Below are 23,017 nucleotides of genomic sequence, written 5' to 3'. Positions count from 1 at the left end.
ACAACCCATGACAAGTCTCGTTCTCAAGGATATCCGCAAATCATACGGGCAGGTAAAAGTCCTGCACGGCATCGATCTGGAGATCGAACAGGGCGAATTCATCGTTTTCGTCGGGCCGTCCGGCTGTGGGAAATCGACGTTGCTGCGCATGATTGCGGGTCTGGAGGAAATCACCGGCGGCGAAATGTTCATCGACGGCCAGCTGGTCAATGAAATCCCGCCCTCGCGTCGCGGCATTGCCATGGTGTTCCAGTCCTATGCGCTTTATCCGCATATGACTGTTTACGACAACATGGCCTTCGGCATGAAGATCGCCAAGGAGAACCGTCAGGAGATCGACCGTCGCGTGCGCGCCGCTGCCGAAATCCTGCAGCTGACGCAATATCTGGAGCGTTTGCCCAAGGCTCTTTCTGGCGGCCAGCGCCAGCGCGTCGCCATCGGCCGTGCCATTTGCCGCAATCCCAAGGTGTTCCTGTTCGACGAACCCCTGTCGAACCTCGATGCCGCGCTGCGCGTCGCAACCCGCATCGAGATCGCCAAGCTCAATGAGCAGATGGCAGACACGACGATGATCTACGTCACCCACGATCAGGTGGAGGCGATGACGCTGGCCGACCGTATCGTCGTTTTGAATGCGGGTCGTGTGGAACAGGTCGGCCCGCCGCTGGAACTTTACGAAAACCCCGCCAACCTCTTCGTGGCGCGGTTCATCGGCTCGCCCGCCATGAACATCATTGCGGCAAAAATTGCCGTAACCGGGGAGCGGACTTCGATCGAACTTGCCGGAGGCAAGACGCTGAACATCGTCGTTCCCACGCCTGCAACCGAGCAGGGCAAGGTCGCGAGCTTCGGTGTCCGGCCGGAGGATTTGAGCATCGTCACCGGCGACGATTATCTTTTCGAGGGAAAAGTCGCGATCGTCGAGGCTCTCGGTGAAGTGACCCTGCTTTATCTCGAAGCGCCCAAGGGGCAGGAGCCGATCATCGTCAAGGTGCCGGGCATCGTATCCGTCGCCAAGGGTCAGACCCTGCGTTTTGCGGCACCGCAGGCAAAGCTCCACCTCTTTGATGCCGAGGGCAAGAACTACCGCAGATAGTTGCGGAGACAATGGCCGTGAGCTTCAGGAAACATGCCCCGGAACGTCCCGTTCCGGGGTTTTTTCATGATATTTTGCCGCTGTGGAAAAATGCCAAAAATGTTCCGTCTTCGGTCTGTTTAAGGTGACGCTGATATGAATTGTTAAAGACTACGTTTTAATCTTGGAGACGTTGAAAGAGCATGGAGGTCAGGGCGTGCAGAGCAGTGCGGGTGTTATCAAGAACAGTTACCTGACCAAGGAAGAATCCTTCATGTACGACCGCGAAGGCCGGTTTCGCATGGAAGACACCATGAATGCGGCGCGCATCGAATATACCGAGAAGGCCGTCATGCATATGGCCGCTCGCCGTTGCGACGTCATTCGCATTTCCCAGACCGAGGCCGTGCTGGCGCTGCTGACGAAATACAATCTTCCGAACCAGTTCTATCTGGATATTCCCGACGCCCGCATCACCAAGATCGGCTGCGTTATGTTGCGCGTCAACGCCAACAACACCATCCACGTTCGTTTCCTGCGCATGTTGACGCAAAAGGAACTCGACCGCATTTTCGTGTTCAGCACGCATCCGGCGCATAAGGACCGGAAGCTCGATATCCGGTCCTTCTGAGGGGCTGGAGAATCTCCGGCTTCAGGAAAGCCCACCCAGAACCGTCTGCTTCAGCTTCACATCCGGCACTTCCGCAAAGTCGAGATCGCTGCGGCCGAAATAGGATTTCTGGTTGGTGGCGGACCAGTCGTTGCAGACCAGTTTGTAGCGCTCTCTCGCGACCGGTTTTTCCGGCATGGCGTAGAGATAATCGCCGGTGCGGTCAGCAAGCGGAATGTCGCCGTCCTGGTTGCAGCGCTTCAGGATTTGCGCAAGCGCTTCGCCATCCACTTCCGTCACCATCAGCTTGCCGTCGAAACGCAGCGAGGCGTTGAAATCGTAGCGGCGGATATCACCCTTTGGCAAACCAGCGCCGAAGGAGGTGTGGCCGATGAAGCCGACATCCGCGCCTGTTTTTGCGGCGATCAGTTGCGCCACACGGCGTCCTGCCTCGTCAACTGTCATCGCCTTTTCCGTTTTGCCGACAACCGCCTTCTCTTCTGCCGTCAGATGTTTGTCGAGCGTCTGTTCGATCAGGCCTTTGAGCGCCGGGGAGGAGGGGGCGTCGCTGTCGATGGCGACGGTCTCGATCGTCGGCGCCTTGCCAGCAGCTTCGATCGTCGCAATGGCCATGGAGGTGCACCATGAACCCGTGTGGACATAGCGCGTCGCACCCTGTTCATGCACGAAGTTCAGGTGATCGTGGCCGCCGACCAGCAGGGTGCCATCGGGCAGCAACGGCAGGATATCGCGGTCGGCAACAACACCGGCGTGGCTGAGAACGATGTTGATCGCCTCCGGCTTGACGATTGCCGGCAGATTCGCCTTGGCCCATTCCACAGGCTGTGGAATATCCAGCATCTCACGCGTCGCCTTCGGATAGGTATTGATCGCGTTGGTGGCAAGGCCCGCAACGACGACCGTCCGTCCGCCCACACTCACCTCCACACTGGCCGGTGCATAGGGTGCGCCGCTGCGCTTGTCGATGATGTTGGACAGCACGTTGATGCCGAGCGCGCGGGCACGACTGACGAAATTGGCGAGGTCGTTATCGATATCCGGTTCGTGGTTGCCGATATTGATGACGGAGGGCGCGAGCCTGGTGAGCGCCGAGAGGAACGTCCACTCGATTTCGCCGGACGACCGTGTCGCCACCGCATTGCCGGTTTCGAACAGGTCGCCGTTCAGAAGAATAATGTGGGGTGCCTTGTCAGCCGCGATGCGCATTTCTATGGCTGCTAGGAGCTGCCCGATGCGCTCATAGGCCGAATGCAGGTCGGAAATCACGATTGCACGCAGGGCCACATCCTGCGCCTCCGCCGGCGTTGCCACCACCATCAGCGGCAGTATGGCGGTGCCAGCCATAAGCTTCAGCACGTCACGGCGTTTGCTTGAGAAAATCGTCATGTCTGGCCCCATCATCTTGAAATGCGTCATCGTCCCGCGGCTGGCTGAGAAGCCCCTATAGGGCGATCATCACAGCCGCATGACAAGTTTGGCGTTTAAGAGACGGGAAATAAAGCGGTTTCAGCGCGGGTTATGCGGGTCATGCCAAGAGGGTGCGGAGGCGAGGCCGAATCCGGCCTTCGCCTCCGGACGATCAATGGAACAGAACGCTGGCGCCCTGGTCTGCAGGGCCGACATTACGGCGGAACGGGGCGAAAAGTTCGCGGCCCATGCCCCATTCGTTGGCGGAAAGGTCGGCGCGCGCCGGTTCGCGCTTTGCCAGCTCTGCGGCTGGAACAAGCACTTCAAGCGTTCCGGAAATGGCGTCGAGACGGATGATGTCGCCATCGCGGATGAGCGAGATCGGGCCGCATTCGGAAGCTTCCGGCGTGACATGGATGGCGGCCGGCACCTTGCCGGAAGCGCCGGACATGCGTCCGTCCGTCACCAGCGCCACCTTGAAGCCGCGATCCTGCAGCACGCCAAGTGGCGGTGTCAGGCGGTGCAGTTCCGGCATGCCGTTGGCCTTCGGACCCTGGAAGCGGACGACAGCGATGAAATCGCGGTTGAGCTTGCCGTCCTTGAAGGCATCCTGAAGCTCCTGCTGGTCGTTAAAGACGATCGCGGGCGCTTCGATGATATGGCGTTCGGGCTTGACGGCGGAGATCTTGATGACCGATTTGCCGAGATTGCCGGTCAGCATTTTCAGACCGCCGGTCGGCTGGAACGGCGTTTCAATGCTGGCGAGAACCTTGGGGTCGTGGCTCTGCTCGGGAGAAGGCTCGCGGGTCACTGCGCCGTTTTCGTCAAGCTTTGCATCCACGGTGTAGGCTTCGAGCCCCTGTCCGAAGACGGTGCGGACATCGTCATGCACGAAGCCCTGTTTCAAAAGCTGCTTGATGAGGAAGCCCATGCCGCCTGCGGCGTGGAAATGGTTCACATCCGCAAGACCGTTGGGATAAACGCGCGCAAGCAAAGGCACGGTATCCGACAGATCGGAAATATCCTGCCAGGTGAGGATGATGCCGGCTGCGCGCGCCATGGCGATCAGGTGCATGGTGTGGTTGGTCGAGCCGCCCGTCGCGTGCAGGCCAACGACGCCGTTGACGATCGAGCGCTCATCGATCATTTCGCCCGCAGGCGTGAATTCGTTGCCCTGCGCGGTGATGGCGAGCGCCCGCTTGGCGGCCTCGCGTGTCAGCGCGTCGCGCAGCGGCGTGCCGGGATTGATGAAGGAAGAGCCGGGCATGTGGAAACCCATGATCTCCATCAACATCTGGTTGGAATTTGCCGTGCCGTAGAAAGTGCAGGTGCCGGGACCATGATAGGATTTGGACTCCGCCTCCAGCAGCTCGGCGCGCCCAACCTTGCCCTCTGCATAAAGCTGGCGAATACGGGATTTCTCGTCGTTCGGCAGGCCGGTGGTCATAGGCCCGGCGGGGATGAAGATGGAGGGCAGGTGACCGAAGGAAAGCGCTGCGATGACGAGGCCGGGAACGATCTTGTCGCAGACACCGAGATAGACGGCGGCGTCGAACATGTTATGTGACAGGCCGATGCCGGCAGCCATGGCGATGGCATCACGGGAGAATAGCGAGAGCTCCATGCCCGGCTGGCCCTGGGTTACGCCGTCACACATGGCAGGCACGGCACCCGCGACCTGCGCCACGCCGCCGGCTTGCGCTGCGGCCTCGCGGATGATTGCCGGAAAGGTCTCGTAGGGTTGGTGCGCCGACAGCATGTCGTTATAAGCGGTGATGATGCCGAGATTACCAACCCGGTCGCCGGCAAGGAGGTCCTTGTCGGCGGGGGAACAGACAGCAAATCCATGCGCGAGGTTACCGCAGGAGAGAGTGGAGCGATGAACCCCCTTCGAAACCTGCAGCCGCAGCCGCTCGAGATAGGTCTCGCGGTAAGGCTTGGAGCGTTCGACGATGCGGGCGGTAATGGCCTGAATGCGGGAATCGGCGGACATGAGCGTTCATCCTGTTCGTTGGTCGAGAACCGGTGTTCCGGGAGATGAAGGACCGGTTATCGTGTTTTCGTCTTGTGTCGTCGGGCGCTGTCGCGGGGCCGCTTGCGCGGCAACCGCATCCAGTTATGGCGCCCAGTAAATATCCACGGCGGTTTCTGCCCGGTTCAGCACGGCGCGGATCGGCATTTCGTCCTCATCCTCGCCCGACTGTGCTTTTTCAAGCGTCGCCTTTTTTGCTGCACCTTCGATGTGGAGCACCAGAAAACCTGCATCGTGAAGGCTGGAGAAGTTGAACGTCAACCGTTCTTCCCCCGCGGTTTCCGCCGCCATGGTCAAAACGCCGCGCGGTTCGTCAAGGTCGAGCGCTTCGTAGAGATTGTCGCCACCGGGAAAGAACGATGCCGTATGCCCATCCGTTCCCATCCCCAGCACGACGACATCAAAAGGATCGCAGATCGCTTCGGTCTTGACGGTCGCAAGCGTCGCTGCATCCTCAGGCGAGGCCGCGGGCTGAAACAGCGGCACGAAATAGGCCGCCTTCGCCTTGTCCTGCAACAGGTTCTCGCTGACCAGCCGGTGGTTCGAGCGCTCGCTTTCTGGCGGCACGAACCGTTCGTCCACCAGCGTCACGCTGATGTTGCTCCAGTCGAGATCATGATGGGAAAGCGCCTGGAAGAACAGCTTGGGCGTTGAACCGCCCGAAACGGCAATGCTTGCCGTTCCGTATTCTTTCGTTGCCGCGTCGAGACGCGCGGCAACATCCGCCGCCAGGGTTTTCGCCAGTTCAGCGGCTGTGACGAAGACATGGATTGTTTCGCTCATACCCGCGCCCTCAGTCAGCGTCGTGCCAGGTGCGGCCGTCGCGCTCGATCAGTGCGATCGAGCCGCTCGGACCCCAGGTTCCGGCAGTATAACCCTGTACGCCCTGTCCCAGTTCTTCCCAGCTCTTGAGGATCGGATCGACCCAGTCCCATGCCGCTTCCACTTCGTCGCGGCGCATGAACAGTGTCTGGTTGGAGCGGATGGTATCCATCAAAAGCCGCTCATAGGCATCGGGGCTGCGCACATTGAAGGCTTCGGCAAAGCTCATGTCCAGCGAAACCTGACGCAGGCGCATGCCGCCCGGGCCGGGATCCTTGATGAGCAGCGACTGCTTGACGCCTTCGTCCGGTTGGAGGCGAATGACCAGCTTGTTGGCTTCGATCTTGCCGGCCGCATCGTCGAAGATCGAATGCGGGATCTGCTTGAACGTGACGACGATTTCCGAAACGCGGGTCGCAAGGCGTTTTCCCGTGCGAATGTAGAAAGGAACGCCTGCCCAGCGCCAGTTGGCAATTTCGGCCTTGATGGCGACGAAGGTTTCCGTGTTGGAAACGCCGCCCTCCAGCTCCTCCAGATAACCTTTTACCGGGCCGCCTGCGGAAGCGCCGGCGCGGTACTGGCCGCGAACCGTCAGCTTTTCGACATTGCTGGTGTTGATCGGCTTGAGCGAGCGCAGGACCTTGAGCTTTTCGTCACGCACGGCTTCCGCGTTCATGGAAGCGGGCGGCTCCATGGCAACGAGGCAAAGCAATTGCAGAATGTGGTTCTGCACCATGTCGCGCAACGCACCGGCCGTATCGTAATATCCGGCGCGACCCTCAAGGCCGACAGCTTCTGCGACCGTGATCTGCACGTGGTCGATATGGGCGGAATTCCAAAGCGGCTCGTAAAGCGCGTTGGCAAAACGCAGTGCCATCAGGTTCTGCACCGTCTCCTTGCCAAGATAGTGGTCGATGCGGAAGATCTGTTCTTCCTTGAAGACGTGGCCGATGGTGTCGTTGAGTTCCTGCGCCGAGGCAAGGTCGCGGCCGATCGGCTTTTCAACGACGATGCGGGTCGAGCGGGTAATAAGCTTGTGTTCGCGGATCTTGTCGGCGATATCGCCGAAAATGCCGGGCGCAACAGCGAGATAGAAGGCGCGTATGCGCTCCTTGCCCTCATCGAGCAGCTTCTTCAACACGTCCCATCCGTTGCCGGATTTTGCGTCGACGGGAACGTAGAAAAGCCGGTTGAGGAACAGCGCAACCTGCGCATCATCATATTCGCCCGCCTTCAGATGCTCCTTCAGCGCGTCCTGCGCGAATTTGCGATATTCCTCATGGCTCATGACCGAACGCGACGCGCCGATGATACGGGTCGGCTCCGTGAACTGGCCTTCGACCTGACGGTGATAAAGGGCCGGCAAAAGCTTGCGCTCTGCCAAATCGCCTGTGCCGCCGAAAACGACACAATCAAAAGCTTCAACAGGAATGATCTGACTGCTCATATCGATACTCTCGATCTTCAAGGGTTGGGGCATCCATAATCTAATCGATTTAAAAATGCCAGTCTCAGTTATGTGAAATTATGAATTTTGGTTTCACGGGTCGAAAACCCGTACCGATTGTCATTGAGTGATGCCGGCTAGAAAGCAGGGTTCTTGAACAAGCCTTTGGCCGGCGGCGGAACGGAAAAAAAGAAAAAAACGACGATTTGCGATTTTCCCCATCCATAATCGCGGTGATGGCTCATCGACCTTGTGCGAGGCATCTATACTGTCCAGCAGCAGTCTTGCCTCATGCCGCTGCCACTCCGGCACCCGGATTTCCATGCCTCCGAAAGCGACCGTCAAATGCCAGTTCACGGAAACGATATGGGCCGAGGGCACGGTGGTGTGGATGCCATAGGCGCGCAGAAACGAACACGTCACGGCGGTTTCCGCCATCCCGTAACCGGTCGCAATCGTAACAAGCCTGTCGCTAGGTCTTTCCATCAGATCTCCAGAGGTGGGCGGATTTCCTAAAACCTGTCTCGCAACGCGTACCATGAGAGCGCCAGGAAAAGCAGCGGTGCCCGCAGCGATGCACCGCCGGGGAACGACGGAACCTTCAACCGCGCGAATGGCGCCAGCATATCCTGTCTGCCGAGAACGAGATCGGCATAGAGCTTGCCGCAATAGTTCGACAGCATCACCCCGTGTCCGGAATAACCGCCGATGGAAGTGACCCCTGGCATGACTTCCCGCACGAACACCCGCCTTGGCAGGGTGATGCCGACGGAGCCGCCCCAGGAATGGGTGATCTCGACATTTCCGAGTTCGGGATAGATTTCCGCGATCTGCCGGCGAATATGGCTGGAAATGTCGCGCGGCGTATCGGCCGTATAGGCCTCGCGCCCGCCGAACAGCAGCCGGTTGTCGACCGTCTTGCGGAAATAGCGCACCACGAAACGGGAATCGGCCACGGCTTCCTTGCCGGGAATAATGTCAGGATAAGCGTCAAGCGGTGCAGTCGCGCCGATGAAGGAGCGGATGGGCATGATATGGGCCGCCGTCACCGGTTCCAGATTGCCGATATAGGCATTGGTCGCAATCAGCACCCGCGTTGCGGTCAGCGTGCCGGAGGGCGTTTCGATGATGGTCTTGCCGCCCGCCTGGCGTATGGATTTGGCGGGCGTCATTTCATGGATGCCGGCGCCCGCCTCTTTTGCGGCTTTCGCAAGCCCGACCAGCAGCTTCAGCGGATGGATATGGCCGGTGCCGGTATCGCGTGTGCCGCCGAAATAATGGCTGGAGCCGACACGTCTGCGTGCGTCCGCCCGCTCCATGTAGGAAATATGCGGATAGCCGTAGCGATTGTTCATCGCATCGACGCTTTTGCGGTAATCGTCTTCGTAAGCAGCTTTGTGAGCCACATAGAGCTGCCCCGGCAGATACTCCATGTCGATGCCGTGATCGCGGGCGAAGTTGAGGACGTAGTGCTTGGCATCCTCGGCGATATCGAACAGTACCTTCGACTGCTCGAAGCCGATCTCGTCTTCCATCTCGTCGGGAAACGAGCGCTGCCCGGTGCCGAATTGCCCGCCGTTGCGGCCGGATGCGCCGTCGCCGAAACGATGCGCCTCGATCAAGGCGACGGAGACACCGTTGGCGGCAAGATTAAAGGCGGCCTGAAGCCCGGTATAGCCACCGCCGACGACCGCGACGTCCACTGCTTTCGACCCGTCGAGCGCCGGATATTGCGGCCGCTCCTGGGCGCTTGCCTGATACCAGGAAATCCCCGGCGCTATCGGGCTTTGCCACGTCATGCTTCAGACCTCACACGTTGAGAAGCAGGAATTCCCGCTCCCATGGGCTGATGACCTGCATGAATGTCTCGAATTCCCCGCGCTTCAGGCCCGCATAAAGGCCGACGAATTCATGGCCGAACACCCGCTCGAACTGTTCTTCGCCTTCCAGCAACGCCACGGCTTCCAGCAGCCCGCGCGGCAGGTCGATGGAGCCTTCATTGGCCGTATCGGCGGTCGGTTCGGTCGGCTCGATATTGTTGACGATGCCGAGCCAGCCGCAGGCAAGCGAAGCTGCAAGCGCGAGATAGGGATTGGCATCCGAACTCGGCAGGCGGTTTTCGACACGCCTTGCCTGCGGGCTGGAAATCGGCACGCGGAAAGCCGTCGTGCGATTGTCGTAACCCCAGGCATTGTTGACCGGGCAAGCCATGTCAGGCGTCAGGCGGCGATAGGAATTCACGTAAGGAGCAAGCATCACCAGCGCGTTCGGAACATAACGCTGCATGCCGCCGACGAAGGCGAAGAACTCCTTGGACGGGCCGCCGTCCTTGTTGGAGAAGATATTGCGGCCGCTGTCGATCTCCACCACCGACTGATGGATATGCATGGCCGAACCCGGTTGACCCTGCATAGGCTTGGCCATGAAGGTGGCGTAGATGCCATGCTTCAATGCTGCTTCACGGATCGTGCGCTTGAACAGGAACACCTGGTCGGCAAGTTCGATCGGATCGCCATGGCGCAGGTTGATTTCCAGCTGGGCCGGGCCTTCCTCGTGGATCAGGGTATCGATCTCGAGGCCCTGTTTTTCGGAGAAGTGATAGATATCGTCGATCAGTTCGTCGAACTCGTTGATGCCGGCGATGGAATAGCTCTGCCCACCGACGATGGAGCGTCCGGAGCGGCCCTTCGGCGGATGAAGCGGATAGTCAGGGTCGTCATTCATGGCGACCAGGTAGAATTCGATTTCCGGCGCGACGACCGGCTTCCAGCCTTTTTCGGTGTAAAGCGAAAGCACGTTTTTCAGCACGTTGCGCGGCGTATAGGGAACGAAATTACCCTCGGCATCCACGACATCGCAGATCACCTGCGCGGTCGGGTCGCTTTCCCATGGCACCACGGATAGCGTGGAAAGATCAGGCACAAGCTTCAGGTCGCTGTCGCGCGGCTCATAGCGGAAGTTTGCCGTCTCATCCGGATATTCGCCCGAGATCGTGTGGCGATAGAGCGCGGAGGGCAGGGCAAGCGAGGTGTCGCCCGTAAATTTCGCCGTCGGCATCATCTTGCCACGCGCAACCCCGGCAAGATCGGGTGTTATGCATTCAATATCCTCAATACCGCGCGCCCTCAACCATTGCGAAGCTTCGCGCCAGGAGGAAACGCCACGGGTAGAGGAAAGGTCGAGGGGAGGTTTCTTTGCCATGGTTGCCTGTTTCTTCGGGCGGAGCATGGTTTTCTTCGGGGGCATGTATCACCGGGTCTGTGTTTCGACTGGCGCCATCATAACCGGAGTTTGGCAATTGGCGAGGGGGAAAGCGCCATTGACAACGGGCGACACTTCGAAAAGAGGAAAGGGAGAAGCAAACGGAAAACAACTATGGCAGACAAATGTGACGTGCTGATTTTGGGGGCGGGGGCTGCCGGCATGATGTGCGCCATCCGCGCCGGCCAGCGCGGCCGCTCCGTCATCATCCTCGACCATGCCAAGGCGCCGGGCGAGAAAATCCGCATCTCCGGCGGCGGCCGCTGCAATTTCACCAACATCCACGCCGGGCCGAAGAATTATCTCTCCGCCAACCCGCATTTCGCCAAATCCGCACTTGCCCGTTACACGCCGCGCGATTTCATCGCTCTGGTCGAAAAACATCGTATCGCCTGGCATGAAAAGACGCTTGGGCAGCTCTTCTGCGACGATAGCGCCAAGGACATCATCCGCATGCTGCTTGGCGAAATGCAGGCTGCAAAGGTGAAATTGAGGCTCGAAACCGCCGTTTCTGATGTCGCCCATGATGCCGGCCGGTTTCGCGTGACGACCTCCGGCGGCGTCATCGAGGCGGAAAGCCTTGTGGTCGCAACGGGCGGCAAGTCGATCCCGAAAATGGGTGCGACCGGTTTTGCCTACCAGATCGCCGAGCAATTTGGCCTGTCGCTCATCGAGACGCGCCCCGGCCTCGTGCCGCTGACGCTTGATCCTGCGGCACTGGAAAGACTGAGCCCCCTTGCCGGTGTTGCCGTGCCAGCCGAAATTTCCCATGGCAAAACGGCTTTCAACGAGGCACTGCTGTTTACCCATCGGGGCCTGAGCGGCCCCTCAATCCTGCAAATCTCCTCCTATTGGCGGGAGGGCGATACGATCCGCCTGAAACTTGAGCCTGCGCGCGATATCGTCGCCTTGCTAAAGGAAGCGAAACAGAAGAACGGCCGCCAGTCGGCCCAGACCGCTCTTGCGGAAATCCTGCCGAAACGGCTGGCGCAGCATGTCGTCGAAAAATCGGGGCTGACCGGCAACCTTGCCGATATGTCAGACAAGGCTCTGGCGACCTTGGCAAATGAGGTGCAGGACTGGCAGATCAAACCCGCCGGTTCCGAGGGATATCGCACGGCGGAAGTCACGCTTGGCGGCGTGGATACGACCGGCCTCGATTCCCGCAGCATGGCAGCGAAAACCGTGGCGGGCCTCTATTTCATCGGCGAATGTGTTGACGTGACCGGCTGGCTGGGCGGCTATAATTTCCAGTGGGCCTGGGCCTCCGGTCAGGCAGCAGGTGAATTCGCCTGAAACCGCTCGTATTAACACCTTGTTAATGGGCACGGGTCATCCTGACAGAATGCCAGCAAAGCCGGATCGCGTTGTGGTTCCGCTGTACATGATGTCATGCTGGAGGCTCTTAACAGGGCATGGGTCGGTTGAGTTTTTCGTCAGGAGCCCGCGCATGAACAGATCCGCACATCGCCGCCCTCGCGCCATTGCCATCGCCCGCGCCGAAAGCGAGAGCAGGCAGTTGGCCTTTCGCCTGACTGCAATCGCAGCCGGTGCCGTGGCTGCCCTGATCGCCCTTTTTTACTAAGGTCGGGCTCTTCGCTTTCGCCCTTGCAGCAATCGCGGTAAACAGCCGCCACGGCCAGGATGCCTCGGCCATATCGGCATAGAATTTCTCTTCTTGCCGGATGGCTTCCCGCCGCGTGCGCGGCGTCTGGTTTTCGATGATGGCCAATGCTGAATAAAATACGTGCATGTCACTCTCCATGTTGCGGAGGGCCATGATGCACGCCGTTTTTTGTTTTATCTGCGCAAGAAAATGCGCTACGTTTTTCATAAATGAAAAACGTCACCTGGGATTCATACCAACTTTTCCTCGATGTGTCACGCAGCGGCGGCCTTACGGGTGCTGCGGCGCTGACGGGTTTGAGCCCTGCGACTATCGGGCGACGCATGATCGAATTGGAGGAGCGCATTGGCAAGGCGCTGTTCCAGCGCAGCCAGACGGGATACGCGCTGACACCGGATGGCCGCGCGCTGTTTGACCGCCTTCAGGCGATGGAAAACGCCGCAAAGGATATCGAGGGATGGCAAAAGGCGTCGTCGGCCTCTTCCGTCGTGCGCATTGCCGTCGGCACCTGGAATGCCTGGCTGCTGGCAGTAAATTTCTCTGCCATCTGCACGGATCGCGACGATTTCCGCATCGACCTTTTCATAGCCGAACAGAGGGCGTCTTTGGCGCACCGTGAAAACGACATCGGCATTCGCGCTTTCGAGCCCGAGGAACGCAACCTCGCTGCCGTCAAGACGGGGGAGGTGGCCTATGCGCCCTACAGGTTGCGCAACGCCGCCAGCTCCGTTTCAGACCGGTGGTTGGCGGTGGCGGAAGAAAACGCCATTTCCGCCTACCTGCGCTGGCCGCATGAAAACCGTGGTAATGAGATCGTGGTGACGGTTAGCAGGCCGACGGCACTGCTCGATCTGGCACTGGCCGGAGCAGGGGTTGCCGTGCTGCCGTGTTTCGTGGGCGATGCCGATGCGCGGCTGATGCGTGAGGGTGACGAAATCGAAGCGCTTCGTCACAATCAGTGGATCGTCATGAACAATGACGATCGCCACCGCCGTGATATCAGGACGGTGGCGGACCGGATGACGCGTCTCATCAAGCGACATTCCGATTTGTACGCCGGACGAAAAAGCCGTCCGGCATGAGAGGTGTCACGCGGCAGCACTTCCCTGCGCGACGATGACCGGGATCAGAAGATCGCCCCAGTTGCCGCCCCCGCCGTGATGGCGGGCTGAGCGGACGAGTTCAACGGAAACACCGGCCTCAACTGCCTTCATGACGGCCTGGTTGAGGCGGTGCAGATCGTTGGCCAGCATGCGGATGGCGACCTGTTGATCCTGCGTCATGGCGGAGGACTGCTCCTCGGCGCGTTCCTTGACGTGGGTCTTGATGGGGTTATGGGCATTCATGGCATTTCTCCTCTCTTTATTGGTTGGGGTTCTTGATGCGATTTGCAAGCCCTTCCCGTTCAAGGGAAGGGCAGTTTTCCAGTTTATTCCGCCGCCGGGCGGAACTGGTCGTGCTCGGTGGATTCCTTCATGGCGGTGGTCGAAGACGTGCCGCCCGAGATTGCCAGCGACACGGCGTCGAAGTAGCCGGTGCCGACTTCGCGCTGGTGTTTGGTGGCGGTGTAGCCGTTAACCTCGGCCGCGAATTCCGCTTCCTGAAGCTCGGAATAGGCCGCCATCTGCCGCTCCTTGTAGCCGCGCGCCAGTTCGAACATGCCGTAATTCAGCTGGTGGAAGCCGGCCAGCGTGATGAACTGGAACTTGTAGCCCATTGCCCCGAGTTCGCGCTGGAACTTGGCAATCGTCGCGTCGTCGAGGTGCTTTTTCCAGTTGAACGACGGCGAGCAATTGTAAGCGAGCTTCTTGCCGGGATGCACCTTGTGCACGCCCTCGGCAAACCTGCGCGCCTGCTCGAGATCCGGCTTGGAGGTCTCGCACCAGATCAGATCGCAATAGGGCGCATAGGCCACCGCACGGGCGATGCAGGGTTCAAGACCGTTCTTCACCTGATAGAAGCCCTCGACGGTGCGGCCGGCATCGTAATCAACGAAGGGCTGGTCGCGCTCGTCAATATCAGAGGTCAAAAGCTTGGCTGCCTCCGCATCGGTGCGGGCGATGACCAGCGTCGGCACGCCCATGACGTCGGCTGCAAGTCGCGCCGCCGTCAGGTTGCGAATATGCGCCGCCGTGGGGATCAGAACCTTGCCGCCGAGATGGCCGCACTTCTTTTCAGATGCCAGCTGGTCTTCATAGTGAACACCGGCTGCACCGGCCTCGATGAATGCCTTCATGATCTCGAAGGCGTTGAGTGGTCCCCCGAACCCGGCTTCCGCATCGGCAACGATAGGCGCGAACCACGTGTCGACCGAAAGGCCCTTGCCCTCTGCCGTCTCGATCTGGTCTGCCCGTTGCAAGGTGCGGTTGATGCGCTTTGCAAGCTCTGGCGCCGCATTGGCGGGGTAGAGCGATTGGTCCGGATACATGGCGGAGGCCGTGTTGGCATCTGCCGCAACCTGCCAGCCGGAAAGATAGATCGCCTTCAGCCCGGCGCGAACCATCTGCATGGCCTGGTTGCCGGAAAGCGCGCCGAGCGCATTGATGAAATTCTCTTCGTTGATCAGCTTCCACAGCCGGTTGGCACCCATCTCGGCGAGCGAATGGCGGATTTCAACGGAGCCGCGCAGCCGCTCCACGTCGGCGGCGGTATAAGTGCGCTCAATGCCGTCGAAGCGTCCCTGCGGTGCGCCCGGAACAAGTTTGTAAAAATCCGTCATACTTCTCTCTCCCATGACAAATGCGGTTTCAGAAACGTGCTGTCTTCAACTGTGTGAAGCGCCGTTCGATGTGACTACATTTACATTTTCATGAGTTTGAGCGCCAGAACAAACATAAAAACAGTGACTTGAAAGAGGTTATGCTGTAGTGTGTGTGACAGGCTGGAGCTGTAAAATTGTAAATTTTGTAAAAGCCTCATGCCCGGCGATTTTGTAACAGGCTTGTATGAGTCTTTCGATGTGAGGTTGAGGCTGTGTCGGAAAACAAGATTTTTGCTGGCCCGCGCGTACGTCGTATTCGTAACGGTCTGGCGCTGACGCAGACGGCCATGGCCGAGGCGCTGGCGATCTCGCCTTCCTACCTCAATCTCATCGAGCGCAATCAGCGGCCGCTGACCGTGCAGCTGCTCTTGAAGCTCGCTTCAGTCTACAAGGTGGATCTGGACGACCTGCAAGGCGAGAGTGCCAATTCCGCCGGGCAATTGCGCGAGGTCTTCGCCGATCCGCTCTTGGTGGGCGAGGTGCCGTCGCCGCAGGAGCTGATCGAGGTGGCAGATGCCGCGCCCAATGCGGCAAGTGGCGTCGTCAAGCTGTACAGGGCGTATCGGGAACAGGCGCAGCGCCTTTCCGACCTCTCGGATCTTCTGGCGCGCGAAGGACATGAGGCGGTGCTTTCCTCCACCCGACTGCCGATCGACGAGGTGCGGCACGTCTTTGAAAACCGGCCGGCCTATGTCCATTCCATCGATGCGGCGGCAGAAGAACTCCACAAGCAATTGTCGGCGGGCGAAGATCTCGCCGCGGGCCTTCGCGCATGGCTTCAGAAAAACCACGGTATCGTGGTCAGAACTCTGCCGGTCCATGCCATGCCCAATCTGCGGCGGCGTTATGACCGCCATTCCATGCGGCTGTTTTTGTCCGAGCGCCTGTCGCAGCCGGATCAGCTCAGGGAAATGGCGATGGAAACCTGTCTTCTGGCGCTTCGCGACGAGATTAGCGTGGAGCTGGAGACGCTTGGCCTGAAGGGGGAGGAGGCGCGGCGCATCGCCCGCTTCGAGCTGGCGCGTTATGCCGCCCACGCCCTGATGATGCCCTATGGTGCGTTTTTGAGTGCCTCCCAGCGCGCGAAATACGATCTCGATGTCCTGCGGTCGCGCTTCAATGTGTCGTTCGAGCAGGCCGCCAACAGGCTCGTCAGCCTGCAACGGCCGACGGCTGCGGCAATCCCGTTCTTTTTGATGGAGACTGACAATGCCGGCAACCATTTCCGTCTTGCGGGCGCTGGTGGGTTCCCGCGGGCACGGTTTGGTGGCCTCTGTCCGCGTCTTAATATCCACGCAGCTTTTGCCCAGCCGGGGCAGGTGCTGGTGGAGCCGGTGGAGATGCCTGACGGTGACGCCTTCCTGACTGTGTCGCGCACGCTTGAAGGCCCGCAGGCCGGTTTCGGCGAAAGGGTGCGGCGAACGGCCGTGCTTCTGGGCTGCGATCTCGCCCAGGCCGGGGAGACGGTTTATGGGGCTGCCGGCGCAGGTGGGCCGACCATTGCCATTGGTCCCTCGTGCCGGCTGTGTGAAAGGCAGGGCTGTCTGTCGCGGGCGGAGGCCCCGCTGACGAGGCCGCTCGGCCTGGACGAAATGGTGACCGGTCTTAGTGTTTTCGACTTCCAGTAGAGGTTTCGCATCACTTTTTTTCCGGTGGAACACATTCGGTTGAAAATGCTGTGCTGCACATTTCCCGCTTGCTCCCTTTTGTTTTCCTTTCTAGTCTCACTAAAAAAGGGGATCACGCTTCCGTCACGAGGATGCGTTAACAGGAGAAATCATGAAAAACCGTTCGCTCCGTTTCACTTTGGCTCTCACGACGGCGCTCGTTGCTGCAGGCTCGGCAATGGCCCAGGAGAAGGTCGTTCACGTCTTTAACTGGTCGGATTATATCGACGAATCGATCCTTACCGATTTCACCAAGGAAACCGGCATCAAGGTCGTTTACGATGTATTCGACAGCAACGAACTCGTGGAAACGAAGCTTCTGGCCGGCAGCTCCGGCTACGACGTGGTGGTGCCGACTGGCCCCTTCCTTGCCCGCCAGATCAATGCCGGTGTTTTCCAGAAACTCGACAAGTCCAAGTTGCCGAATCTGAAGAACATGTGGCCGGATGTCTCCGAGCGTCTGGCAAAATACGACCCCGGTAACGAGTATGCCGTGAACTACATGTGGGGCACAACAGGCATCGGCTATAACGTCGCCAAGGTGAAGGCGGCTCTCGGTGATGTTCCGGTCGACAGCTGGGATATTCTCTTCAAGCCGGAAAATGCCGAAAAGCTGAAATCCTGTGGCATTAATATTCTCGATGCATCGGACGAGACCTTCGCCATCGCGATGAATTACCTCGGCAAGAACCCGGACAGCAAGGAAACGGCCGATCTGGAAGCGGGCGGTGCCGTCTATTCGAAGATCCGTCCCTTTGTGAAGACCTTCAACTCTTCCGCCTATATCGACGAGCTGGCAAATGGCGACAGCTGCATCACGATCGGCTGGTCGGGTGACATTCTTCAGGCGAAAAAGCGTGCCGAAGAAGCCAAGAATGGCGTCGAGGTGAACTACGTCATCCCGAAGGAAGGCACCTATATGTGGTTCGACAACCTTGCCATCCCGGCGGATGCCAAGAATGTCGAGGAAGCTCACACCTTCATAAACTACCTGATGCGCCCGGAAGTCATCGCCAAGGCGTCCAACTATGTTCAGTATGCGAACGGCAACCTTGCCTCGCAGGCGCTGATGGATCCGTCGGTTGCCAAGAACCCGGCGGTCTACCCCAATGCCGAGACGATGAAGAAGCTCTTCACCATCTCACCCTACGGACCGAAGGAACAGCGCGTCTTGAACCGTGTCTGGACGCAGATAAAGACCGGTAGCTGATAGCTCCGCGCGCTGGTTGAGAAACGGCCGGCGGGCCTGTTTCTCTGATACCTTGCCGGCAGGTCACGCAACCTGCCGGCGCTGCCCGCCTCATGGCATCGGACCGAAAAGTGTGACGCGGTTTTCGGGAAATCCGATGCTCAAATCTACAAAATCAACGGGATTTGAGGGTAGGGTGAATGGCGAAAACTCTGGGGCCGGTCAAACGCAAATTTAGCCCTTGGGACAATCCCGATGCGGTTCCCTTCATCCGTTTTGAAAACGTCACCAAGCGGTTTGGCGATTTCGTCGCCGTCGATAATCTGACGCTCGATATTTACGAACGGGAGTTCTTTTCGCTGCTCGGTCCTTCCGGCTGCGGCAAGACCACGCTGATGCGCATGCTGGCCGGTTTCGAGGAACCGACCAACGGGCGTATTCTCCTTCAGGGCAAGGATATTTCCGGCGTGCCGCCCTACAAGCGCCCGACCAATATGATGTTTCAGTCCTACGCCCTTTTCCCGCATATGTCGGTGGAGAAGAACATTGCCTTCGGTCTGGAGCAGGACGGTCTGCCCAAGGCAGAAATTTCCTCGCGGGTCGAGGAAATGCTGCGGCTCGTCAAGCTCAGCGAGTTTGCCAAGCGCAAGCCGAGCCAGCTTTCGGGCGGCCAGCGGCAGCGCGTGGCGCTTGCCCGCTCGCTTGCCAAGCGGCCGAAGGTGCTTTTGCTGGATGAACCGCTCGGTGCACTCGACAAGAAGCTGCGCGAGGAAACTCAATTCGAGCTGATGGACATCCAGACCAATCTCGGCCTCACCTTCCTGATCGTCACCCATGACCAGGAAGAGGCAATGACGGTGTCGGACCGGATCGCGGTCATGGACAAGGGCATTGTGGTGCAGGTGGCAACGCCTGCCGAGATCTACGAGGCGCCGAACAGCCGTTACGTGGCGGATTTCATCGGCGACATAAATATTTTCGACGCCAATGTCGTCACTAACGCGTCCGATATCGGCAAGCCGGGACTGGTGACACTCGATTGCGACGGGCTGACAGTTGCCGTGGAGCAGGAATGCGCCGCGGTCACCGGAAGCCGGGTGGCTTTCGCCATCCGCCCGGAAAAGGTCCGCATCTCGCTCGATCAACCCACCGACAGCGCCGTCAATTCCGCTTATGGCGAAGTCTGGGATATCGGCTATCTCGGTGACTTCTCGGTGTTCATCGTCAAGCTTGCCGATGGCCGTGTCATCCGTGCAGCGCAGGCGAATGTCTCGCGTCTCGTGGATCGCCCGATCACCTTCGGCGATATGGTGTGGTTGAACTGGAAACAGGATTCCGGTCTTGTGCTAACGCACTGAGGGAGGCTTTTATGGCGATCACCACTCCTGAAAACCGGCAAAGTCCCTGGCGATGGCTGGTCGTCGCCGTTCCCTATTTCTGGCTGATGCTGTTTTTCGCAGCGCCCTTTTTCATCATTTTCAAAATATCGCTTTCGGATACGGCGATATCCATGCCGCCCTATACGCCAGTCTTCGAAGGGTTTTCGAAGCTTGGCGCGTTCTTCTCGCAGCTGGATTTCGAAAACTACCTGTTTCTGACGGAAGACCCGCTCTACATCGACGCCTATCTCTCGTCGCTGCGCATCGCATTCATCTCCACCTTCCTGCTGTTGCTGATCGGTTATCCCATGGCTCTTGCCATGGCGCGTTCGCCGTCATCCATCCGCCCGACGCTGGTGATGCTGGTCATCCTGCCGTTCTGGACCTCGTTCCTTATCCGCGTTTACGCCTGGATCGGTATTCTGAAGCCCGAAGGTCTGCTGACGGTGCTGTTCCAATGGCTCGGTTTTCTGGGGCCGGACCAGCAGGTCAATATCTTCCGCACCGAGACGGCGATCTTCATCGGAATCGTCTATTCCTATCTGCCGTTCATGGTGCTGCCGCTTTATTCGGCGCTGGAAAAATTCGACAATACGCTTCTGGAAGCGGCGGCCGATCTGGGTTGCCCGCCCTGGAAGGCCTTCTGGAAGATTACCTTCCCGCTGTCGCTGCCGGGCGTGGTGGCCGGGTCGATGATCTGTTTCATCCCGATAACCGGCGAATTCGTCATTCCCGATCTGCTTGGCGGTGCGCAGACGCTGATGATCGGCAAGACCCTCTGGACTGAATTCTTCGGCAACCGCGACTGGCCCCTGGCATCCGCCGTTGCGGTGCTGCTTCTACTGTTGCTGGTGGTGCCCATCGCCATCTTCCAGAACCAGCAGAAGAAAGTCGGGTGAGGCCATGAAACGCGGAAAATTCGACATCACCGTCCTGACCCTCGGTTTTGCCTTTCTCTACATCCCGATCATCATCCTGATCGTTTATTCCTTCAATGCCTCTAAGCTGGTCACCGTCTGGGGCGGATTTTCGCTGCAATGGTACAAGTCCATGTGGTCGAACCAGGGGCTGATGGATGCAGCCTGGGTGACGCTTCGTGTCGGTATTTTGAGTGCCACTATCGGCACCATCCTCGGAACGCTGGCGGCGCTGTCTCTGACGCGCTTTGCGCGCTTTCCGGGACGCGTGCTGTTTTCGGGCATGATCTATGCGCCGCTCGTCATGCCGGAGGTCATTACCGGTCTGTCGCTGCTGCTGCTGTTCGTGGCCGTCGGGGTGGATCGCGGCTTCTGGACGGTGGTCATCGCCCACACCACCTTCACCATGTGTTATGTGGCAATCGTCGTGCAGTCGCGCCTGTTGACCTTTGATCGCAGCCTTGAGGAAGCAGCGCTCGATCTCGGTTGCCCGCCCGTCAAGACCTTCTTCAAAATTACCCTGCCGCTGATCTTCCCGGCCGTCATCGCCGGCTGGATGCTGGCGTTTACGCTGTCGCTCGATGATCTCGTGATCGCAAGTTTCGCCACTGGTCCGGGTGCGACGACGCTGCCGATCAAGATTTATTCGCAGGTTCGTCTTGGCGTCACACCTGAGATCAACGCCATCTGCACGATCCTTATCGGGCTTGTCACAATCGGCGTGATTGTCGCTTCCATCGCCTCCAAACGCACGGAACTCCAGCGGATGAAGGACGAACACGCAGCCGCGCGCAACTGATCGAATATTCCTCTCCGATTTCTACGCGTTACTGTTGAGGCGTCGATAAAATTAGAAACCTGTAATTTAGTTTTCGACTTTTACGGTCTCAAAATAGGAATTATCGTCGGTAATTGATCGATTTTGGTTTTAACCGCTTGTTAATAGGAGTTGGCGGAAAGTAAATCCCAACGCAGGGCTGTCAAATTTTCGATAGCCGGGATTGATAATTTCCATATGGCGAGGTTGTCCCCCTTTCTCTCGTTAAAAAAGCACAACTAATACAGGCGGCCGAGAGGCCGCCTTTCTTTTTGCCGCCATGCGGGTTGCCTTCAGCGGTTTTCCGGATGATCCATCGATTTCGACACGAGAAGCACGGGGATAAGCCCGGCAATGATGATGATGATCGCCGGCACGGCGGCATCCTGCACCCTTGAGCGGGACGCGTCTTCATAGACCAGCGTGGCGAGCGTATTGAAGCCGAAGGGCCGCAGCAGGATCGTCGCCGGCAGCTCCTTCATGGATTCGATCAGTACCAGAAGAAAGGCTGTCAGCGCCGCAGGCCGCATATTCGGCAGCAGCACCTTGAACAGTGTCTGCAACCGGTTGCGCCCAAGCGTTCGCGAGGCCATGTCGATATGCGGCGAGAGCTTCTGGAACCCGGCATCAAGCGTTCCCTCCGCCATGGTCATGAAGCGCACCGAATGGGCGTAGATGATGGCAAAGGCAGTGCCTGACAGCAGCAGGCCGCTCGAAAATCCGAAATGGGAGCGGACAAACCCGTCTACGTGATTGTCGAGACCGGCCAGGGGAATGAGCACGCCGATGGCGAGCACCGTTCCCGGCACGCCATATCCCATGGAGCCAAGTCGCGCGGCCACCTTTGACGTCCGCGAGCGCTCGGTGCGGATGGCATAGGAAAACACGAAAGCCGCAATCAGAGTGACGAAGGCGGCGGAAAGCGAGACCTCAAGACTGTGACCGAGTGCTTTCAGCAGCTTCGGCGCAAACAGCGCATCCAGCCTTTTTGCGGCGTAACCGCCAAGAACGATGACGGGAATGAGGAAACCACTCGCCACGGGAACGATGCAGAAGAGGCTTGCAGACCAGCGCCGCCAGCCGCGAAGGCTTTTCAACCGGTGGCGTTGCGCCATGGTCGTGGCTTTTGGAGCGGCAAAGCGCTGTTTTTCGCGGGCATTGCGTTCGATGAAGATCAACGCGCCGACGATGAGCAGAATGACGGCGGCGATCTGTGTGGCATTGGCAAGATTGCCGCGATTGAGCCAGGTCTCGTAAATCGTGAAAGTCAGCGTCTGGACACCGAGATATTCGACAGCGCCAATATCGTTCAGCGTTTCCATCAGGACCAGCGAAAGACCGATGGCGATCGCCGGCCGCGCCATCGGCAATTGAACGGAAAAGAATACACCAAGCGGTTTCGCACCAAGCGTGCGCGCAGCTTCGGCCGCAAACCGTCCCTGCATGGAAAAGGCGGCGCGGGCCGAGAGATAGACATAAGGGTAAAGCACCGAACTCAGAACCACCACGGCGCCGCCAAGCGAGCGTACGTCCGGAAACCAGTAGTCGCGGATGCTGTGATAGCCGAAGGCGGCGCGAAGGGCGCTTTGTACCGGGCCGGTGAAATCGAGGAACTCGCCGAAAGCATAGGCTGCCAGATACGAGGGAATGGCGAGCGGCAGGACAAGTGCCGCCGACAATACCCGCCGCAAAGGGAATTCGAATGTGGTGACGAGCCAGGCGCAGACAATGCCGAACAATGCCGTCGTTGCGGCCGTCATCGCCAGCAGCAGGAAGGTGCGCAACCCGGCGCGCGGCAGAACATTGGCTAGAAGGTGTTGCCATCCTTCCGTGCTGCCGGTCAGCGCCAGCCAGAAGACTGCCAGAACAGGCATGGCGGCGATCGCTGCGACGATGACCGCCGTGATGGGCAACAATGAAACGCGTCTTGTTGCCGGAATGGAAACCGTCATGGAAATGCCAGCCTGATGTCCTGCGAAAGCCTC

Annotated in this window: 20 protein-coding genes; 9 read left to right on the top strand and 11 right to left on the bottom strand. The window is 59.0% G+C overall.

The features are described 5' to 3' along the window. Positions 1-7 precede the first annotated feature (7 nt). Complete coding sequence (locus ACQZ45_RS06485) at positions 8-1,096, top strand: sn-glycerol-3-phosphate ABC transporter ATP-binding protein UgpC (RefSeq protein WP_113291983.1); 1,089 nt, start codon at positions 8-10, stop codon at positions 1,094-1,096. 253 nt (positions 1,097-1,349) lie between these two features. Next, the gene (locus ACQZ45_RS06480; protein WP_034501827.1) at positions 1,350-1,706 is read left to right on the top strand and encodes a hypothetical protein; all 357 of its coding nucleotides are present in this window, start codon (positions 1,350-1,352) and stop codon (positions 1,704-1,706) included. Positions 1,707-1,727: 21 nt separating this feature from the next. Here the strand turns inward: ACQZ45_RS06480 and ACQZ45_RS06475 are convergent, their stop codons facing one another. From ACQZ45_RS06475 to ACQZ45_RS06445, 7 genes are all read right to left on the bottom strand, one after another. Then, positions 1,728-3,092 carry a bifunctional metallophosphatase/5'-nucleotidase gene (locus ACQZ45_RS06475; RefSeq protein ID WP_113291982.1) on the bottom strand — a complete coding sequence of 455 codons (1,365 nt, stop codon included), beginning with the start codon at positions 3,090-3,092 and terminating at the stop codon, positions 1,728-1,730. A gap of 193 nt (positions 3,093-3,285) precedes the next feature. Continuing rightward, a complete protein-coding gene (gene edd, locus ACQZ45_RS06470) occupies positions 3,286-5,106 on the bottom strand; it encodes a phosphogluconate dehydratase (protein WP_003515140.1) in 1,821 nt (606 codons plus the stop codon). A 123-nt stretch (positions 5,107-5,229) separates the two neighbouring features. Continuing rightward, positions 5,230-5,928, bottom strand: a complete 699-nt coding sequence (gene pgl / locus ACQZ45_RS06465; protein ID WP_448742221.1) for a 6-phosphogluconolactonase — start codon at positions 5,926-5,928, stop codon at positions 5,230-5,232. 10 nt (positions 5,929-5,938) lie between these two features. After that, the gene (gene zwf, locus ACQZ45_RS06460) at positions 5,939-7,414 is read right to left on the bottom strand and encodes a glucose-6-phosphate dehydrogenase (protein WP_003515142.1); all 1,476 of its coding nucleotides are present in this window, start codon (positions 7,412-7,414) and stop codon (positions 5,939-5,941) included. 120 nt (positions 7,415-7,534) lie between these two features. Further along, positions 7,535-7,852 carry a hypothetical protein gene (locus ACQZ45_RS06455; RefSeq protein ID WP_333704049.1) on the bottom strand — a complete coding sequence of 106 codons (318 nt, stop codon included), beginning with the start codon at positions 7,850-7,852 and terminating at the stop codon, positions 7,535-7,537. Between the two features lie 74 nt (positions 7,853-7,926). Beyond that, on the bottom strand, positions 7,927-9,213 hold the full coding sequence (locus ACQZ45_RS06450) for an NAD(P)/FAD-dependent oxidoreductase (RefSeq protein WP_003515145.1): 1,287 nt from the start codon (positions 9,211-9,213) through the stop codon (positions 7,927-7,929). Between the two features lie 10 nt (positions 9,214-9,223). Continuing rightward, on the bottom strand, positions 9,224-10,660 hold the full coding sequence (locus ACQZ45_RS06445) for a glutamine synthetase family protein (protein ID WP_013635499.1): 1,437 nt from the start codon (positions 10,658-10,660) through the stop codon (positions 9,224-9,226). 129 nt (positions 10,661-10,789) lie between these two features. Between ACQZ45_RS06445 and ACQZ45_RS06440 the strand changes: the two genes are divergently transcribed. After that, positions 10,790-11,971: a BaiN/RdsA family NAD(P)/FAD-dependent oxidoreductase gene (locus tag ACQZ45_RS06440; protein WP_065688334.1), complete on the top strand. Its 1,182-nt coding sequence runs from the start codon at positions 10,790-10,792 to the stop codon at positions 11,969-11,971. Positions 11,972-12,080: 109 nt separating this feature from the next. On the opposite strand, the gene ACQZ45_RS06435 is transcribed toward ACQZ45_RS06440, so the two are convergent. Then, positions 12,081-12,428, bottom strand: coding sequence for a hypothetical protein (locus ACQZ45_RS06435; RefSeq protein ID WP_115063767.1), 348 nt, complete (start codon positions 12,426-12,428; stop codon positions 12,081-12,083). Between the two features lie 83 nt (positions 12,429-12,511). Here ACQZ45_RS06435 and ACQZ45_RS06430 point away from each other — a divergent pair, with 83 nt between their 5' ends. After that, positions 12,512-13,384, top strand: coding sequence for a LysR family transcriptional regulator (locus tag ACQZ45_RS06430; protein ID WP_113291981.1), 873 nt, complete (start codon positions 12,512-12,514; stop codon positions 13,382-13,384). Positions 13,385-13,390: 6 nt separating this feature from the next. Here ACQZ45_RS06430 and ACQZ45_RS06425 read toward each other — a convergent pair whose 3' ends face one another. Then, positions 13,391-13,648, bottom strand: coding sequence for an SMc00767 family acetate metabolism repressor (locus ACQZ45_RS06425; protein WP_003515151.1), 258 nt, complete (start codon positions 13,646-13,648; stop codon positions 13,391-13,393). A gap of 83 nt (positions 13,649-13,731) precedes the next feature. Further along, positions 13,732-15,021: an isocitrate lyase gene (gene aceA, locus ACQZ45_RS06420; protein ID WP_013635503.1), complete on the bottom strand. Its 1,290-nt coding sequence runs from the start codon at positions 15,019-15,021 to the stop codon at positions 13,732-13,734. Positions 15,022-15,275: 254 nt separating this feature from the next. Between aceA and ACQZ45_RS06415 the strand changes: the two genes are divergently transcribed. The 5 genes from ACQZ45_RS06415 (at position 15,276) to ACQZ45_RS06395 (ending at position 21,014) form a co-directional block, all read left to right on the top strand. Continuing rightward, the gene (locus ACQZ45_RS06415) at positions 15,276-16,691 is read left to right on the top strand and encodes a short-chain fatty acyl-CoA regulator family protein (protein WP_113291980.1); all 1,416 of its coding nucleotides are present in this window, start codon (positions 15,276-15,278) and stop codon (positions 16,689-16,691) included. A 151-nt stretch (positions 16,692-16,842) separates the two neighbouring features. Further along, positions 16,843-17,940, top strand: a complete 1,098-nt coding sequence (locus ACQZ45_RS06410; RefSeq protein ID WP_003515154.1) for a polyamine ABC transporter substrate-binding protein — start codon at positions 16,843-16,845, stop codon at positions 17,938-17,940. A 179-nt stretch (positions 17,941-18,119) separates the two neighbouring features. Then, on the top strand, positions 18,120-19,277 hold the full coding sequence (locus ACQZ45_RS06405) for an ABC transporter ATP-binding protein (protein WP_013635505.1): 1,158 nt from the start codon (positions 18,120-18,122) through the stop codon (positions 19,275-19,277). 11 nt (positions 19,278-19,288) lie between these two features. Beyond that, positions 19,289-20,197 carry an ABC transporter permease subunit gene (locus tag ACQZ45_RS06400; protein WP_003515156.1) on the top strand — a complete coding sequence of 303 codons (909 nt, stop codon included), beginning with the start codon at positions 19,289-19,291 and terminating at the stop codon, positions 20,195-20,197. 4 nt (positions 20,198-20,201) lie between these two features. Continuing rightward, the gene (locus tag ACQZ45_RS06395; protein WP_003515157.1) at positions 20,202-21,014 is read left to right on the top strand and encodes an ABC transporter permease; all 813 of its coding nucleotides are present in this window, start codon (positions 20,202-20,204) and stop codon (positions 21,012-21,014) included. Between the two features lie 311 nt (positions 21,015-21,325). Here the strand turns inward: ACQZ45_RS06395 and ACQZ45_RS06390 are convergent, their stop codons facing one another. Beyond that, positions 21,326-22,984 carry an ABC transporter permease gene (locus ACQZ45_RS06390; RefSeq protein WP_065688331.1) on the bottom strand — a complete coding sequence of 553 codons (1,659 nt, stop codon included), beginning with the start codon at positions 22,982-22,984 and terminating at the stop codon, positions 21,326-21,328. Positions 22,985-23,017: the final 33 nt, after the last annotated feature.

This window comes from Agrobacterium sp. 16-2014-1-2a (assembly GCF_053522705.1).
The sequence above is the reverse complement of the archived record's forward strand: the minus strand, read 5'-3'. Positions and strand labels throughout refer to the sequence as shown.